Genomic DNA, 16,275 nt, shown 5'->3' with positions numbered 1-16,275 from the left:
TTTCATACATGTCATACGTTCTTAAGCAAAGCGAAAAGGGGGACCCTTCATGAACGTACAAGAAGCGCTGAACCTGCTGAAAGAAAACGGATATAAATATACAAACAAACGGGAGGATATGCTGCAGCTTTTTGCTGATTCAGACAAATATCTTACTGCTAAAAATGTACTGTCTGCATTAAATGATGATTATCCCGGCTTAAGCTTTGATACAATCTACAGAAACCTTTCTTTATATGAAGAACTTGGTATTTTGGAAACAACCGAGCTGTCCGGTGAAAAGCTCTTCCGATTTAAGTGTTCATTTACCCATCATCACCATCACTTTATTTGTCTTGCCTGCGGCAAAACAAAGGAAATTGAATCATGCCCGATGGACAAGCTTTGTGATGATTTAGATGGCTATGAGGTCAGCGGGCACAAATTTGAGATTTACGGCACATGTCCTGACTGTACAGCGGAAACCCTTGAAAACACTACTGCATAATGAATTGCGTATATAAAAGAAAAAAGGGGCCCAGTTTTAAAGTGGGCTCCTTTTTCAGTTATTGACACGTATAAAATGATGTTTGTTTTTGTTTATCCATTGAACGGCTTCCAGCCAGTTGTTTACTCTGGTGATGTTTGAATCAATCGGGAGCTGATTATAAGGAGAATTGAACAAAATCACCGGTATGCCGGCTTCTTTCGCAATCATCATGGCGTTTCCGTGATGATCTTCAAAAAACAAGTCGATGTTGTGATTTCTGACTGCTTCAACTTTATGATGACCGCCAACGAGTTCGATGTGGTCGTAATGAATGTTTTGTCTGTCAAACCATTCATAAGTAATGTCTGTTAAATGAGTCCGTCTCGCTGTAATATAAATAAGCTTGTGCTCCTCTTTGAGGAGGTCAAGTGACTGTTTTGCATGCTGCGCAAGCAATGCTTCCTTATATATGATTGCTTCATGTTGATTCATCCAATCCCAAAATTCTTCCTGTGTAATATGTAACAGCTTTGTTAAATCATAATCCGTCATATCATTTAATGAAATGGAAAGATTAAACGAGCGGTTCAAATAAGGGACGAATGTATCCTGAGCCGTAATTGTGCCGTCAATATCTATTCCTAAGCGTAACATGCCCACACTCCTTCAGTTTCATCCCTTCAAGTGTAACATAAACAATTAACATTAACAGAAAAGTTTAGCAAACATGAATCAGGCAAAATAGATCAAACTATAAAAGCTCCTTTAATAAAAACAGAAGGGGGAATTGAAGGTGGCAAACGATTACGAAAATCGGGATAACAACAGCTACTATGTTGACCATGGTTCTGAGGGAACGAATATTACCCGCGACAATGATGATTTTTTTGAGGAAACAGCTGCTGAAATCGCTGAGCCTTACCGAGCTGCTGACCGCAGCAATGACCGAGATAAAGATCGCAGCGGCGGCAATGTCAATGAAGGACGGGGAATAGGATATATCGGTTTAGCCTTGTCCATTATTTCATTGTTTGTACTGCCTGTTTTATTGGGAGCTGCCGGTATTATTGTCGGCTATATCGCAAGAAGAAGAGGCGCCCAAGGCCTTGGCGCTTGGGCGATGGGCATCGGTGTCGTCTCATTAGTGCTTGGAATATTTATTATTCCATTTTTCTAACGCAAAAAGCTTGACGGGTTCCCGTCAAGCTTTTTGTGTCTCTTCTTTTAATTTTGCTTTTTCAGCTTCAAGCTTTGCATAGTGTTCCTCAGCAAGAATGTCAATTTCTTTCTTAAGTTCCTCTACCATTGTTTCCTCTGGAACCTTACGGACAATCTTCCCTTTCCGGAATAACAATCCTTCACCGCGCGCTCCGGCAATTCCGATATCAGCTTCTCTCGCTTCTCCGGGTCCGTTTACTGCACAGCCGAGAACAGCGACTTTAATCGGCGCTTTTATTTTAGAAATATATTCTTCCACTTCATTGGCAATGCTGATCAAATCAATCTCAATACGGCCGCAAGTCGGACATGAGATGAGCGTGGCAGCATTGGAGGCTAAGCCGAAAGATTTTAGAAGCTCCCTCGCTACTTTTACCTCTTCCACAGGATCTGCACTTAATGAAATACGCATGGTGTTACCGATGCCTTTGCTTAAAATCGCGCCGAGTCCAGCCGCGCTCTTTACTGTGCCGGCAAACAGCGTTCCTGATTCGGTGATCCCGAGGTGAAGCGGGTAGTCAAATGCTTTCGCCGCTTTTTCATAAGCCTCGATCGCAAGGTTAACGTCAGATGCCTTCATGCTGACAATAATATCGTGAAAATCGAGATCCTCAAGAATTTTAATGTGATGAAGTGCGCTTTCTACCATTCCGTCGGCAGTCGGATAACCGTATTTTTCTAAAATCCGTTTTTCGAGTGAGCCGGCGTTGACACCGATTCTGATCGGAATCCCTTTTTCTTTTGCCGCTTGAACGACCGCTTCGACTTTTTCGCGGCGGCCGATGTTGCCTGGGTTGATTCGGATTTTATCTGCGCCGCCTTCAATGGCTTTTAACGCAAGCTTATAATCGAAATGTATGTCAACAACGAGCGGAATGGAAATCCGTTTTTTAATATCGGCAATGGCGTTTGCCGCCCGTTCATCCGGACATGCCACCCGGACGATTTGGCATCCGGCTTCAGCCAAACGGTTAATTTCCGCAACCGTAGCTTCTACATCATGTGTTTTTGTTGTTGTCATGCTTTGGATGACAACTTCATTGTTGCCGCCTATTGTTAAAGGTCCCACTTTGACGGGACGCGTTTTTGTACGATGTGTGATTTCACTCACTTGCAATCGCTCCTTAATTGTAGTTGCCGCTTCTAGATATAACAATTCTAGTATGGTTTAAGTGAATTTATTTTACAAATTACATTGTAACAGTGTCTTCGCCGAACTGACAAGAAATTAACGCTAATTAAGGGTAGACTGGGAATTTGTACGCTGTTCCAGCTTGAATGGCGTTGGCTTTCACATTCGGATTCAGCGTTTCAAAATCCTTTACAATGTCGTCCGGTGAACCTGCTGATCCGACAATCGACATAACCGTATCACCCGGCTTTACCTTCACCGTTTTAAACGCAGGTTCCTGTGCAGCTGTTTTTGCTGATGCTTCATAGACAGGGAGGTCCTGAATGGGTATCGTTCCAATTTTAAGGTCATAAAAAAGAATAAAAAGAATAAAAACAATGCTGCATACTAAAGTGAGGCGCTTCATCGCTTTTCCTCCCGCATACGAAATTTTATACTATCGTATGCTTGTCCATTTGGATTCATGACAAAAGAAAAGAGACTGCGAATGCAGTCTCGGATTATACAGCAGCTTTTTTTGACGGAATCTCTTTTAAAACAAGGAATAGAATGACAAAGTTGACAAACCAGTTCAGCAAAAATTCACTTGGAACTGTCACTTCTAACGCACGCATGATCGTAAAGAATACAGTCGATAAGGTGACGGAATAGGCAGAAAGCCTCCAGAGCTGGTGATAGGACAGATGCTTTTTCTGTGAATTCTTAATGATTACTCCGATTAGCGCCAAGAATGATACTTCAATAAATTTTCCCGCGGCTGTTACGAGAAAAATGAGAATGGAAAGAACCGTTACGATCATCGTTTGATTTTGGTTTAAACCCGCAACAACGTCTTTTTTTGCCAAATCTGACGGCATCATGGAGTAAGGCATTTCTTGGGCTTGTCCGTCAATGGCCAACACAAATTTATCCTGAAGGATGCCGATCGCGTTTTGCTTCGCTTCAATTTGTTCGGTGCCGTAGGCGTCTGTCGGATCAAACACGATCACGAAACCATTTGCCTGTGATTCTGTGGCTTTTTTTTCATCCGTTTGAAGTTTGCCGTTTGAAATTGTGAAATCAGGGAAATCTTTGTTTACAACGGTTTTAAAACCGTTGATAGAATTTACGGTCCCTGCGCTTACATAATAAGCGGTAGGGATTGCAAAAAGGACAGAGAGCAAAAATACATAAAGAATCGCTTTCCCGATTCCTTGAAATCTTGTTTTTGCAATATCACGGGGAGAGTATGTACTTTTGATGAAAAGCTGAAATACATTCACTATCTTCACTTCCTAGCTATACTTAATATATGTTGCTTATTGTATCGTTGCCTGCGTGTGAATACAAGGAAGACATGAAGAAGATAGATGAAGAAAGGGAGGATGGATGCTATGGATTTGTTGTATTGGCTGTTGATTGCGGCGGTATTTATCATCGCTTTTGTCGGGCTGGTGTACCCAATTATTCCGAGTGTCGTATTTATTGTTGCCGGCTTTATCTTGTACGGATTTTTGTTTTCGTTCAGTCCGTATTCTTATATGTTCTGGCTCGTTGAAGCCGTTTTTGCCGCAGTATTATTCGCTGCTGATTACGTGTCTAATTTGCTTGGAGTAAAAAGATTCGGCGGAAGCAAAGCCGCCATATGGGGAAGCACGATCGGTTTATTAATCGGGCCTTTCGTCATTCCGATCGCAGGGATCATATTAGGTCCGTTTATCGGGGCTGTTTGTGCAGAACTGATCGTCCATCAAAAGGACGTAAAGTCAGCGTTTAAAATCGGTCTCGGCTCACTCATTGGTTTTTTGACAGGGGTTATCGCAAAGGGCATCATACAGCTCTTGATGATCGGATATTTTTTATGGACGGTCCTATAAGAATTGAGGGAGGCAGGTTTAAGGGCACGGATTATCGGTTAAAGTGAAATATGTTTGCTGAAATGGCCAACATGTGAGCTTTTTCATTGATTACAAAGCGTTCTTTTGTTACATTGAATGAAGAAAGGCTCGCTGTGAAGCGGCATTTCAGTACATATATATACTAAGGAGGAATTTATCATGTCTTACAAACTTCCAGAACTACCTTATGCGTACGATGCTTTAGAACCGCATATTGATAAGGAAACTATGACTATTCACCATACGAAACACCATAACACATACGTGACAAATTTAAACAAAGCGGTTGAAGGAAACACTGCCCTTGCAAACAAATCAGTTGAAGAGCTTGTTGCAGATCTTGATTCTGTTCCTGAAAACATCCGTACTGCAGTTCGCAACAACGGCGGCGGACACGCAAACCACTCATTATTCTGGACGCTTTTATCTCCAAACGGCGGCGGTGAGCCAACTGGCGCGCTTGCTGATGAGATCAACAGTGTATTTGGTAGCTTTGACAAATTCAAAGAGCAGTTCGCAGCTGCAGCAGCTGGACGCTTCGGTTCTGGCTGGGCATGGCTTGTTGTAAACAACGGCAAACTTGAAATCACGAGCACGCCAAACCAAGATTCTCCACTTTCTGAAGGCAAAACGCCTATCTTAGGTCTTGACGTTTGGGAGCATGCTTACTACCTTAACTATCAAAACCGCCGTCCTGATTACATTTCAGCTTTCTGGAATGTTGTGAACTGGGATGAAGTGGCTCGCCTATACAGCGAAGCAAAATAATGACTCAAGCAAGGTCCTCAATCAGGACCTTGTTTTTTTATGTCTTCTTTTTACATATCTCGGTTTGAGTGAGACAGACTAAGGGATAGTAAAGGGGAGTCAATAATGAGCAAACTAAAAAAAGTGATTGGCGATGTAGAAGTGAACAAAGGATTACTCTTTCTGCTGACCATTGGCGGGCTTTACTCGCTGGGAATTGCACTGTCCAATACATTTGTTAATGTGTATCTTTGGAAGCAGTCAGGGAAATTTATTGATTTGGCGATATATAATTTATCCATTGTGACAATGCAGCCGATAACCTTTTATTTGGCTGGACGGTTAGCCAAAAAAATAGACAGGGTGTTCATTTTAAGATTCGGTGTCATTTTTTTAGCTGCCTTTTATTTAAGTGTGCTTTTAGCCGGAGAAACGGCGGCCAGCCGGCTCGTGCTGATCGGCGCGGTGCTCGGAGTGGGCTATGGTTTTTATTGGCTTGCGTTTAACGTGCTGACCTTTGAAATAACAGAGCCGGATACGCGAGACTTTTTCAATGGATTTATGGGCATTCTGTCTTCCTCTGCAGGAATGATCGGCCCGATTGTAGCGGGATTTGTGATCTCAAGGCTTGAAAATAATACGGGTTATACAGTGATTTTCAGTCTCTCCCTCAGTTTATTTGCCCTGGCTGTCGTGATGAGCTTTTTCTTAAAACGGAGAGAATCGAAGGGGCGTTTTATGCTGAGCAAAGTATTTGGAGAGCGCCATAGCAATATGAATTGGCGGAGAATTACGAATGCGCATTTTTTTCAGGGTTTGAGAGAAGGGATTTTTGTCTTTTTAATCAGTGTATTTGTATTTATTGAGACAAACAGCGAACTGGCCCTCGGAACATTCGGTCTTGTCAACTCAGCTGTTTCCTTCTTTGCCTACTACTTTGCATCCAGGCTGATTAAGAAAAAGGCGAGAAAAAAATCAATTCTGCTGGGCGGACTTATTCTGTATGGCGCGCTGTTTTTAATTTTGTTTCATATGAGCTTTACAACATTATTGACGTACGGCGTTTTTATTGCCATCGGTTATCCTCTGCTGCTCGTGCCATATGTGTCCCTGACTTATGATGTGATCGGCCGGGCGAGGCACGCCAGAAAAGCAAGAATTGAATATATCGTGCTGAGGGAACTGTTTTTAAACGCCGGCAGAATTGTCTCCATATTATTCTTTCTCCTAATCGTGGTTCTTCTTAAAGAGGATGTGGGAATCCCTTTGTCACTTGCGATATTGGGCATAGGACATCCGCTGATTTATTACTTTGTCAAGGATATCCGTTTTAAGGAGAAAGAAGAGGAAAATGAGACCATGGAAGAAGACGGCCAGAAACGGGTAACTGAACCGAATCTTTTAAAAGGAGAAAGATAATTTTTTGTCAAAAAGGGGTTATCTGTAGAAAAAAGTCGAAAAAACCTTTAAAATGAAAAATGGCACTCTTACTTGAGTGTCTTTTCTTTCTGTAAATAGAAAAGGTGATGTTATGAGGAGAAATAAACCAAAAAAACAAAATCATAAAGAGAAAAAGAAGTCGCTTCCGATCCGGCTGAATATTTTATTTTTGGCGGCCTTTGTTATATTTACTTGGATCATTGTGGAACTGGGCATCAAGCAGATCGTGCAAGGCGATGATTACAAAAATCAAGCCAATAAGCAGGAACAAAGTGAAGTCAGCTCGGCGGTACCGCGCGGGAAAATTTATGATCGAAACTTTAATGCTATTGTGACAAATAAGGCTTTAAATGCCATCACATACACCAGATCTAAATCGACCACGCAAGACCAGCGCTTAAAGATCGCAAAAAAGCTGTCTGATATGATTAAAGTCGATACAAAAAAAGTAACAGAACGGGATAAAAAGGATTATTGGATGTTGACCCGGCCGAAAGAAGCCAAAAATTTGATTACCTCTGAAGAAAGACAGAAGGTAAAAGACAAAAAACTATCTGATGACGATTTATATCAGCTCCAGCTGAAGCGGATAACAAATAAGCAGCTGAATGAGCTGACGGATAAAGACATGCAGATCCTCGCCATCAAAAGACAGATGGACTCAGGGTATGCGTTGACCCCTCAATATATCAAAAATGAAGATGTATCAGCGAAGGAAATGGCAGTGGTGAGTGAACATTTAGACGATCTGCCGGGTGTTGATGTCACGTCAGATTGGGAACGTCAATACCCGTATAAGAATCTTCTCCGCTCAGTGCTCGGAAGTGTTTCCAGCTCTGATGAAGGCTTGCCGTCCAACTTGCTCGACCATTATCTGTCGCTTGGCTACAGCCGAAATGACAGGGTCGGAAAAAGTTATCTGGAATACCAATACGAAAGCCTGCTGCAGGGCCAGAAAGCAAAAGTGGAAAATATCACAGATTCAAAAGGCAATGTGACAGGAACGAAAACCGTATCTGAAGGCAAACCCGGTAAAGATCTCGTCCTTACGATTGATATTGATTTACAAAAATCAGTGGAAAAAATTATTGAAAAGAAACTTAAAGCTGCTAAAGCAAAACCGAGCACTGAATTGTTAGACCGTGCATTCGTTGTCATGATGGATCCAAGAAACGGTGAAGTACTGACAATGGCGGGTAAACAGATTAAACGAGAAAATGGAGCCTATAAGTTTGATGATTATGCATTAGGAGCCATGACTTCTTCCTACGCGATGGGATCAGCTGTAAAAGGTGCAACTGTCTTGACAGGTCTTCAAACAGGAGCCATTAACCTAAATACAGTGTTTCAGGATGAACCATTGTATATTGGTAGCCAGGATAAAAACGGTAAAAAGTCATGGAAGAACTTAGGAGCGGTAAATATTCAAAGAGCCTTAGAGCAGTCTTCTAACGTCTTTATGTTTAAAACTGCAATCGCGCTCGGAAAAGGTGAATATAAACCGCATCAAGCTTTACCTATTGATACGGCGGCTTTTGATACATTCCGTAATTACTTCAGCCAATTTGGATTGGGAGTTAAAACCGGAATTGATCTTCCGAATGAAATGACAGGCTATAAAGGAACAAACAGATTGACGGGATTCTTGCTGGACTATGCGATCGGCCAGTACGATACGTATACACCGCTGGAACTGGCGCAATACGTCTCAACGATTGCAAACGGAGGCTATCGCTTGAAGCCTCAGCTTGTAAAAGAAGTCAGACAGTCAGATGCGAAAAAAGGAATCGGAGCTGTCGTTGAATCTGTTCAGCCTGAAGTGTTGAATAAAGTTGATATGAAGAGTAGCTATATTGAAGAAGTCCAAGCTGGATTTAGACGGGTTGCCACTAAAGGGACTGCTGCAACCCAATTGGCTTCAGCATCCTATAAACCAGCTGCAAAAACAGGCACAGCCCAATCATTCTATGACGGACCGGATAAATCAAAAGCAGGCACAAGCACTTATAATACGACACTTGTCGCCTATGCACCTGCTGATAATCCTGAGGTCGCTATTTCTGTCGTAGTTCCATGGACTTACATTGATTATAATGATAGATACTCCATTACTAACGAAATCGGCAGAGAAGTATTGGATAAATATTTTGAGCTGAAATCGAAGCAGGACAAAGAAGATACCCAGCAAAAAAATAAAAACAAAATTGAAGAAAAAGCAGAAAACACAACGTCTTCTGATCACTAAAAAGAAACGCTCACATGATGTGGGCGTTTTTTTTATACAAAAAAACGCACTGATTTACAAAACCTTAACATTCGGTTCAAACCCTTTTTACATAGAACCTTTACGCTATACGTGTAGGACAAATTACACATTATACGCAGGGGGAATTCAGGAAATGAAAAAAAACAAATGGATGCTTATGTTTCTGACGGCTGCTTTTATGATGATTGCAGCTGCATGCGGAAATGCAGGAGAAAAAGAAAAATCGAATAGCGATTCTGCAAAAGGAGAAGAAAAGGCATCAGGTTCTTTAACCATTTCTGGTTCATCGGCTATGCAGCCATTAGTACTCGCGGCCGCAGAAAAATTTATGGAAGAAAACCCTGATGCTGATATACAGGTACAGGCCGGCGGCTCTGGAACAGGGCTTTCTCAAGTGTCTGAAGGAGCTGTTCAGATCGGGAATTCAGACGTTTTTGCTGAAGAAAAAGAAGGTATTGATGCAAAAGCGCTTGTCGATCATCAAGTCGCAGTGGTTGGTATGGCGGCAGCTGTAAACCCTGATGCCGGTGTAAAGGATATTTCAAAAGATGAATTGAAAAAAATCTTCACTGGCAAAATCAAAAACTGGAAAGAGCTTGGCGGCAAAGACCAAAAGATTACGCTTGTAAACCGTCCTGATTCTTCTGGCACACGTGCCACATTTGTGAAATATGCGCTTGACGGAGAAGAACCTGCTGAAGGCATTACTGAAGATTCTTCTAACACTGTGAAAAAAATCATTGCTGATACTCCAGGAGCGATTGGATATCTTGCATTCTCATATTTAACAGATAACAAAGTTACTGCTCTATCTATTGACGGCGTAAAACCTGAAGCGAAAAATGTTGCAACTGGCGAGTATCCGATCTGGGCTTATCAGCATTCTTACACAAAAGGTGAAGCGACAGACCTAGCTAAAAAATTTCTTGATTACCTAAAGAGTAAAGACATTCAAAAAAGCATTGTAACAGACCAAGGCTATATTCCGGTTACTGATATGAAAGTGACACGCGATGCTAAAGGGAAGCAAAGCTGATCTAAATAAAAAGAGGAGTGCGGGGACAGCCGTTTCTCCTCTTAACACATTCATAGGAGTGTAAAATCAATGATAAACAATAGAGAAAACATGTCTGTGAGCGAGCGTTTAATCAGCTCAAGGCAAAATCGGCAATTGGATGAAGTCCGGGGAAGAATGATAGTGACAGCTTGTGCGTTTATTATGATTGCGGCATCTGTTGCGATTACCATTTTCCTCGGCGTTAAGGGGCTGCAATCTTTTCTTGTAAATGGTGTAAGCCCAATTGAATTCTTAACGAGTCTACATTGGAATCCTACAGATGCTGATCCGAAATATGGCGTGCTGCCATTTATTTTTGGATCATTTGCAGTAACGATTCTTTCTGCTCTCATTGCTGCGCCGCTTGGCATTGCAGGTGCGATTTTTATGACAGAAATTGCGCCGAATTGGGGAAAGAAAGTGCTGCAGCCGGTAATTGAGCTTTTAGTCGGCATTCCATCTGTTGTTTATGGATTCATAGGTCTTACAGTATTGGTGCCGTTTATTGCCCAGTTCAAATCGAGCGGAACAGGGCACAGTTTATTGGCGGGAACGATTGTCCTTTCCGTCATGATTCTGCCGACCATCACATCGATCTCTGCCGATGCAATGGCTTCTCTCCCAAAGAGCTTAAGAGAAGGTTCTTACGCGTTAGGTGCGACAAGATGGCAGACGATCAGAAAAGTACTTGTGCCTGCCGCTTTTCCAACATTAATGACGGCTGTTGTGCTTGGCATGGCACGGGCATTTGGTGAAGCTTTGGCTGTTCAGATGGTCATTGGAAATACAAGAGTATTGCCGGAAAGCCTGTTTGACACTGCTGGAACACTGACAACGATCATCACGCTGAATATGGGCCACACGACATACGGCAGCGTTGAAAACAATACGCTGTGGTCAATGGGGCTTGTGCTTCTGCTTATGTCATTCTTGTTCATCCTGCTTATTCGCTACTTGTCATCTAGGAGGAAAGTGTAATGAACCGCAAACTAACAGATAAATTGGCGACTGGAATGTTTGGTTTGTGCGCAGGCATCATCGCTGCAATTCTCGTAGGCTTGTTTTCTTATATTATGATAAACGGTGTTTCTCAGCTCAGCTTTGATTTTATTACGACAAAATCGAGCGCCATTGCAGCTGGAGGAGGAATACGCGACCAGCTGTTTAACTCCTTTTACATTTTGTTTATTACGATGCTGATTACAATCCCGCTCGGTGTGGGCGGCGGAGTGTTCATGGCCGAGTACGCGCCTGATAACAAAGTGACTGATTTTATCAGAACATGTATAGAGGTGCTTTCATCTCTTCCGTCTATTGTCATTGGGATGTTCGGATTATTGATGTTTGTTAACTTAACAGGCTGGGGGTATACGATCATAGGCGGAGCGCTTGCTTTGACTGTGTTTAACCTTCCTGTCATGGTGCGTGTCACAGAAGACGCGATCCGTTCAGTCCCTAAAGATCTGAAAGAGGCTTCTCTCGCTTTAGGTGTATCACGATGGCATACCGTCAAAACGGTTTTAATTCCAAGTGCGATCCCTTCTATCATCACAGGAGCCATTTTAGCGTCAGGAAGGGTGTTCGGGGAAGCGGCGGCTTTATTATTTACTGCCGGTCTGACAACGCCGCGTCTTCATTTTACAGAGTGGAACCCGTTTTCTGAAACATCGCCGCTTAATATTTTCAGACCCGCTGAAACACTGGCGGTCCATATTTGGAACGTAAATACGCAAGGAATGATTCCGGATGCTGAGGCGATCGCCAACGGAGGTTCTGCAGTGCTGGTGATTTCTGTTCTTGTGTTTAATCTCGCAGCGAGATGGCTCGGCACGATGATCTACAAAAAGCTTACGGCAAATTAGAACGGAAAGAGGCGAAAAACATGTCTGAACAAATGGTAAAAGAAAAGCCTGAGCATGCTGTTTTCATACCGAAGCAGCACCACGTGCTCCAAGTGGAAGATTTGTCTATTTTTTATGGGAATAAACAAGCGGTTCACCACGTGAATATGGAGATTGAAAAGAATGCGGTGACCGCTTTGATTGGGCCCTCAGGCTGCGGAAAGTCTACTTTTTTGAGAAATATTAACCGAATGAATGACTTAATTCCTTCTGCAAGAGCGGAAGGTAAAATCCTTTATGAAGGATTAAATATACTGGGCGGAAATATTAACGTGGTCAGCCTGAGAAGAGAAATCGGAATGGTTTTTCAAAAACCGAATCCTTTTCCGAAATCAATCTATGCGAATATCACACATGCATTAAAATATGCGGGAGAGCGGAATAAAGCTGTTTTAGATGAGATTGTGGAAGAAAGCTTAAGAAAAGCGGCGCTCTGGGATGAGGTGAAGGATCGTTTACATTCATCTGCACTCTCGTTATCAGGGGGCCAGCAGCAGCGTCTATGCATCGCGAGAACGCTTGCGATGAAGCCCGCCGTTCTTTTGCTGGATGAACCAGCTTCAGCTCTAGATCCGATTTCAAATGCAAAAATAGAAGAATTAATGACAGAACTGAAAAGGGAATACTCGATTATTATTGTCACGCACAATATGCAGCAGGCACTGCGGGTTTCTGACCGGACGGCATTCTTTTTAAATGGCCAACTTGTAGAATACGGACCGACTGAACAGATTTTCACCAGTCCGAAACAGCAAAAGACAGAGGATTATATTAACGGGAAATTCGGATAGGAGGGCGGCAATGAGTATTGCTACTGAGGCTGTAATGAAACACGAAGTCTATCAAGTCAATGGAATGAACTTATGGTATGGACAGCACCATGCGTTGAAAAATATCAACTTGAGCATTCATGAACATGAGGTCACGGCGATCATCGGGCCATCAGGATGCGGGAAATCGACATTCATCAAAACCTTAAATTTAATGATCCAAATGACGCCGAATGTAAAGCTTGCAGGTGAGCTGAACTATAATGGCTGCAATATTTTAAAGGATAAAGTGGATATCGTCGATTTGCGAAAAAATATCGGTATGGTATTCCAAAAAGGGAATCCATTTCCGCAATCTATCTTTGATAATGTCGCTTACGGTCCGAGAGTCCACGGCACCAAAAATAAAAAGAAGCTTCAAGATATTGTGGAAAAGTCATTAAAAGACGTGGCGTTATGGGATGAGGTGAAGGATCGTCTGCATTCATCTGCACTCTCGTTATCAGGGGGCCAGCAGCAGCGTCTTTGTATTGCAAGAGCACTTGCGACAAATCCTGATATTTTGCTGATGGATGAACCGACATCTGCACTGGACCCAATCTCAACGAGGAAAATTGAAGAGCTCATTCTTGAGCTGAAAAATAAATATACCATTGTCATCGTCACGCACAACATGCAGCAGGCAGCAAGGGTCTCTGATCAAACCGCCTTTTTCTACATGGGCGAGCTTGTAGAATCCGGAAATACCAATAAAATGTTCTCTACCCCGCAGGATCAAAGAACTCTCGATTACATTACCGGAAAGTTTGGGTAAAAAAAACAGGCTGACAATCAGCCTGTTTTTTATCGTGTTAACGTTTTTACGATCTTTTTGAAACTCATATCTGATTTCACTTTAAACTCGCCGGCGCGGATTTCTTTGTGATAGCCGGCATCAATGACATAGTCATTAAAGTCTTGGGCAGAGGAGATGATGCCTTCTTTTTCAAGAATAGCTGATACATCTGCAGTGCTCATGCCGTCTTTAATTTTGAGCTTGTACGTTTTTACTTTGTCTGTTTTCGCGTCTGAGCTGCTGTCATTGGTCAGTGATTTCTCTTTTGAATCGAGAAGTTTTTGATATTCATCACGGTTCACAGAAACCATTTTTTTAGAATCAAGGTAATTGTTCACGTCTTGTTCGGTTACGGTTTTATTTTCTTTTACAGCAGCGGCCTGATCTTCATCTGTCAGATAAAACACAGCTGCAAGAACGGCAGTCGCTAAAATGATGCCGCCGGCAAATGCTTGAATGCCCCGTTTTGTCATACGAGCACCTTCTCGTTATCTTTGATAATCGTATTTACGTCTTCCACTGATACATGTTCAGCTTTAGCAATCGCTTCAGCGGACATGCCGTTGTTATATTTAGAAAGTATTTGTTTAGCGACCTTTTGATTGATATCGCTATGCTTTGATTTGCGGATGACAAGGTTGGTTTCCAATAATTCTTCCTCAAGCACTGTCATTTTCTTTTTGAGCTTGTAAATTTCCTGCATCGCAGAAAGCTGCAGGGTTTCGAGTTCCTGTTCTACATCTTTCATCGGATCTCTTTGAGAATATGAGAATGCAATTAGCGCTATACTGACGATAAACAACGCAATAATAGCAATTTCCACGTTTCATCACCTTCTATTCTTTTTTTATCCTTCTTTTTTATACCATAAAACCAATGGATTCTAAAGGAATTCGCGAAAAAAACGAGATTTTGTCGAGAAATCTTTCTTTGCTTCCTCTCTATGTAATGGTTTAATAGGAACACTGAGTGAACGATAGGAAAGGAGAGTGTTAGAAGTCCATGGATAAATACCCATTTCTCTATAATATACGGCATAGGCTTTCTTTTTTTAGGGACACATTCGACATGATCATTCAAAACGCTCACACCTTGACCGTACGCTGGGAAATTTCAGAAGAAACAATGCGGCTTGCTGAAGCTATGCTGTTCGAAAAATCGCAGGACATGATAAAAGAATTGCGCGTTGTCATCAAAAGACAAGGCATCGAAGCCGTCAGGACAAAACGCACAACGTATGATAAAGGGGAATGGACGATGAGCCAGGCGGCTGGTGATGCAGTATACCGGGCTGAATACAGAATGGTAAATGCAATGAATGTCTCTCTCAAGCTCACCGATACAAAGGACATTTATCTTGCTGAAAACGGGATTAGGGATATACACAGCTTTCAGAATGAGGACGCAAACACCAAGTGGGAGAAGCAATTTTCAGCCTACACCTGTTATGGGAGAGGGGAAAAAGAACGGTGAACATTCTCATGCTTTCCCTCGAACATCCTCATGAGCCGAAAAGCGGGCTTGGTGTCCATTTAAACCGTCTCATTTCTTATGTAAAGCCTTATATCAATGTTACCGTTTTTACGCCAAGCAGGCGGCTGATTTCATATGCGCAGTTTGAGGATTTCATAGCTGATGCCAACTTTACATTGGTTCAGCACGTCTTATCCTGCAAGGAACGTTTCGATTTGATTCATGCCCATGACGACATGACAGCCCCTGCTGCTCATTATTTGAAAGAACGGCTTGGCCTTCCGCTTGCTGCGACAATCCACGGTCTTGAAAGTGAAAGGAAGAAGGCGTGCCGAGAAGCACCACATCCATACAGACAGCAGACAGAACGGCTCCTTATAGAATCTGCTGATGAACTGATCGTATTAAGCACATTTATGGAACAGGCTTTTGATCAGGCAGCACATAAAAAAATAACCGTTATCCCGAGTCCTGCATCTATGGAGGAAGAAAAGGGGGAACTGCCACGGAGCATGAATAGAAGGTTCTTATTTTCGTTTGGAAGGTTTGTTCCGGAAAAAGGGTTTTCCCAGCTGTTAAAGGTGTTTGCCGTTTTGAGGCGGCGTCAGCCTGACCTGCATTTGGTGCTGGCTGGGGAAGGGCCGTCTCTCTCCTCCTATGAGAAATTATCTGCGGCATTGAACTTGAAGGAACGCGTTATCTTCCTGCCGTTTCTGCATAGAAGGGATATTAGAGCGTTGCTGTCTCAGTGTGAAATGTCGGTTTTCCCTAGTTTTTATGAGCCGTTTGGGCTTGCTGCGCAGGAAAGCATGGAACAAGGTGTGCTGACTGCCGTTTCTCAGTCGGGCGGTTTTTGTGACTACGCCGTTCATGACAAAACGGCAATTACCGTTGATTTTACTCGCGAACAGGAAGCGGCTGATCTGCTGGACAGGGTATTGAAAGACCGGGAAAAGGCCCGCCGCATAAAAGAAGCCGGCAGACAACAAGTAATCAAACTCCACAATCCCCGGGTCATTACAGGATCATATTTGCAGCTTTATAGGAGAATCCTCAATAATTCAGCAATTCATTGAAAAACAGCCTAGCA

The 16,275-nt window shown here is 42.6% G+C and carries 19 protein-coding genes; 13 read left to right on the top strand and 6 right to left on the bottom strand.

Translation table 11 applies throughout. The features are described 5' to 3' along the window. Nucleotides 1-49: 49 nt before the first annotated feature. Entirely contained in the window at nucleotides 50-487 is a 438-nt protein-coding gene (zur, locus tag G4P54_RS13175) for a zinc uptake transcriptional repressor Zur (RefSeq protein WP_024715030.1), read from the top strand. Between the two features lie 54 nt (nucleotides 488-541). Here the strand turns inward: zur and G4P54_RS13170 are convergent, their stop codons facing one another. Next, nucleotides 542-1,123: a hypothetical protein gene (locus G4P54_RS13170; protein ID WP_167872891.1), complete on the bottom strand. Its 582-nt coding sequence runs from the start codon at nucleotides 1,121-1,123 to the stop codon at nucleotides 542-544. A 133-nt stretch (nucleotides 1,124-1,256) separates the two neighbouring features. Here G4P54_RS13170 and G4P54_RS13165 point away from each other — a divergent pair, with 133 nt between their 5' ends. Continuing rightward, nucleotides 1,257-1,646, top strand: coding sequence for a DUF308 domain-containing protein (locus G4P54_RS13165; RefSeq protein ID WP_167872890.1), 390 nt, complete (start codon nucleotides 1,257-1,259; stop codon nucleotides 1,644-1,646). Between the two features lie 24 nt (nucleotides 1,647-1,670). Here G4P54_RS13165 and ispG read toward each other — a convergent pair whose 3' ends face one another. The 3 genes from ispG to G4P54_RS13150 form a co-directional block, all read right to left on the bottom strand. Next, a complete protein-coding gene (ispG, locus tag G4P54_RS13160; RefSeq protein WP_072181759.1) occupies nucleotides 1,671-2,804 on the bottom strand; it encodes a flavodoxin-dependent (E)-4-hydroxy-3-methylbut-2-enyl-diphosphate synthase in 1,134 nt (377 codons plus the stop codon). A gap of 121 nt (nucleotides 2,805-2,925) precedes the next feature. Then, entirely contained in the window at nucleotides 2,926-3,225 is a 300-nt protein-coding gene (locus G4P54_RS13155; protein ID WP_167872889.1) for a LysM peptidoglycan-binding domain-containing protein, read from the bottom strand. A 94-nt stretch (nucleotides 3,226-3,319) separates the two neighbouring features. Further along, on the bottom strand, nucleotides 3,320-4,081 hold the full coding sequence (locus G4P54_RS13150) for a DUF1189 domain-containing protein (protein ID WP_167872888.1): 762 nt from the start codon (nucleotides 4,079-4,081) through the stop codon (nucleotides 3,320-3,322). 111 nt (nucleotides 4,082-4,192) lie between these two features. Here G4P54_RS13150 and G4P54_RS13145 point away from each other — a divergent pair, with 111 nt between their 5' ends. The 9 genes from G4P54_RS13145 to pstB (G4P54_RS13105) all read left to right on the top strand — a co-directional run bounded on the left by G4P54_RS13145 (nucleotide 4,193) and on the right by pstB (G4P54_RS13105) (nucleotide 13,691). Beyond that, entirely contained in the window at nucleotides 4,193-4,675 is a 483-nt protein-coding gene (locus G4P54_RS13145; protein WP_167872887.1) for a DUF456 domain-containing protein, read from the top strand. Nucleotides 4,676-4,855: 180 nt separating this feature from the next. Then, entirely contained in the window at nucleotides 4,856-5,464 is a 609-nt protein-coding gene (sodA, locus tag G4P54_RS13140) for a superoxide dismutase SodA (protein ID WP_024715037.1), read from the top strand. 105 nt (nucleotides 5,465-5,569) lie between these two features. Beyond that, on the top strand, nucleotides 5,570-6,862 hold the full coding sequence (locus G4P54_RS13135; RefSeq protein ID WP_024715038.1) for an MFS transporter: 1,293 nt from the start codon (nucleotides 5,570-5,572) through the stop codon (nucleotides 6,860-6,862). Nucleotides 6,863-6,974: 112 nt separating this feature from the next. Then, nucleotides 6,975-9,128: a penicillin-binding protein 2A gene (gene pbpA, locus G4P54_RS13130; RefSeq protein ID WP_167872886.1), complete on the top strand. Its 2,154-nt coding sequence runs from the start codon at nucleotides 6,975-6,977 to the stop codon at nucleotides 9,126-9,128. 154 nt (nucleotides 9,129-9,282) lie between these two features. Next, entirely contained in the window at nucleotides 9,283-10,185 is a 903-nt protein-coding gene (locus G4P54_RS13125; RefSeq protein ID WP_167872885.1) for a phosphate ABC transporter substrate-binding protein, read from the top strand. A gap of 69 nt (nucleotides 10,186-10,254) precedes the next feature. After that, nucleotides 10,255-11,184, top strand: coding sequence for a phosphate ABC transporter permease subunit PstC (gene pstC / locus G4P54_RS13120; protein ID WP_167872884.1), 930 nt, complete (start codon nucleotides 10,255-10,257; stop codon nucleotides 11,182-11,184). Then, nucleotides 11,184-12,068 carry a phosphate ABC transporter permease PstA gene (gene pstA, locus G4P54_RS13115; protein ID WP_024715042.1) on the top strand — a complete coding sequence of 295 codons (885 nt, stop codon included), beginning with the start codon at nucleotides 11,184-11,186 and terminating at the stop codon, nucleotides 12,066-12,068. Before pstC ends, pstA begins: the two co-directional genes overlap by 1 nt. A gap of 20 nt (nucleotides 12,069-12,088) precedes the next feature. Then, on the top strand, nucleotides 12,089-12,898 hold the full coding sequence (gene pstB, locus G4P54_RS13110; RefSeq protein ID WP_167872883.1) for a phosphate ABC transporter ATP-binding protein PstB: 810 nt from the start codon (nucleotides 12,089-12,091) through the stop codon (nucleotides 12,896-12,898). A gap of 10 nt (nucleotides 12,899-12,908) precedes the next feature. Then, nucleotides 12,909-13,691 carry a phosphate ABC transporter ATP-binding protein PstB gene (gene pstB, locus G4P54_RS13105; protein ID WP_024715044.1) on the top strand — a complete coding sequence of 261 codons (783 nt, stop codon included), beginning with the start codon at nucleotides 12,909-12,911 and terminating at the stop codon, nucleotides 13,689-13,691. A 29-nt stretch (nucleotides 13,692-13,720) separates the two neighbouring features. Here the strand turns inward: pstB (G4P54_RS13105) and G4P54_RS13100 are convergent, their stop codons facing one another. Together G4P54_RS13100 and G4P54_RS13095 are read right to left on the bottom strand one after the other, a co-directional pair. Then, entirely contained in the window at nucleotides 13,721-14,185 is a 465-nt protein-coding gene (locus G4P54_RS13100; RefSeq protein WP_024715045.1) for an endolytic transglycosylase MltG, read from the bottom strand. After that, the gene (locus tag G4P54_RS13095; RefSeq protein ID WP_024715046.1) at nucleotides 14,182-14,535 is read right to left on the bottom strand and encodes a hypothetical protein; all 354 of its coding nucleotides are present in this window, start codon (nucleotides 14,533-14,535) and stop codon (nucleotides 14,182-14,184) included. Before G4P54_RS13095 ends, G4P54_RS13100 begins: the two co-directional genes overlap by 4 nt. A gap of 179 nt (nucleotides 14,536-14,714) precedes the next feature. Between G4P54_RS13095 and G4P54_RS13090 the strand changes: the two genes are divergently transcribed. After that, nucleotides 14,715-15,185 (top strand): hypothetical protein, encoded by a 471-nt coding sequence (locus G4P54_RS13090; RefSeq protein ID WP_167872882.1) that lies wholly within the window; start codon nucleotides 14,715-14,717, stop codon nucleotides 15,183-15,185. After that, nucleotides 15,182-16,261: a glycosyltransferase family 4 protein gene (locus G4P54_RS13085; protein WP_167872881.1), complete on the top strand. Its 1,080-nt coding sequence runs from the start codon at nucleotides 15,182-15,184 to the stop codon at nucleotides 16,259-16,261. Before G4P54_RS13090 ends, G4P54_RS13085 begins: the two co-directional genes overlap by 4 nt. The last annotated feature ends 14 nt before the right edge of the window (nucleotides 16,262-16,275 follow it).

Origin of the sequence: Bacillus tequilensis (genome assembly GCF_012225885.1) — a bacterium.
GTDB lineage: Bacteria > Bacillota > Bacilli > Bacillales > Bacillaceae > Bacillus > Bacillus tequilensis.
The sequence above is the reverse complement of the archived record's forward strand: the minus strand, read 5'-3'. Positions and strand labels throughout refer to the sequence as shown.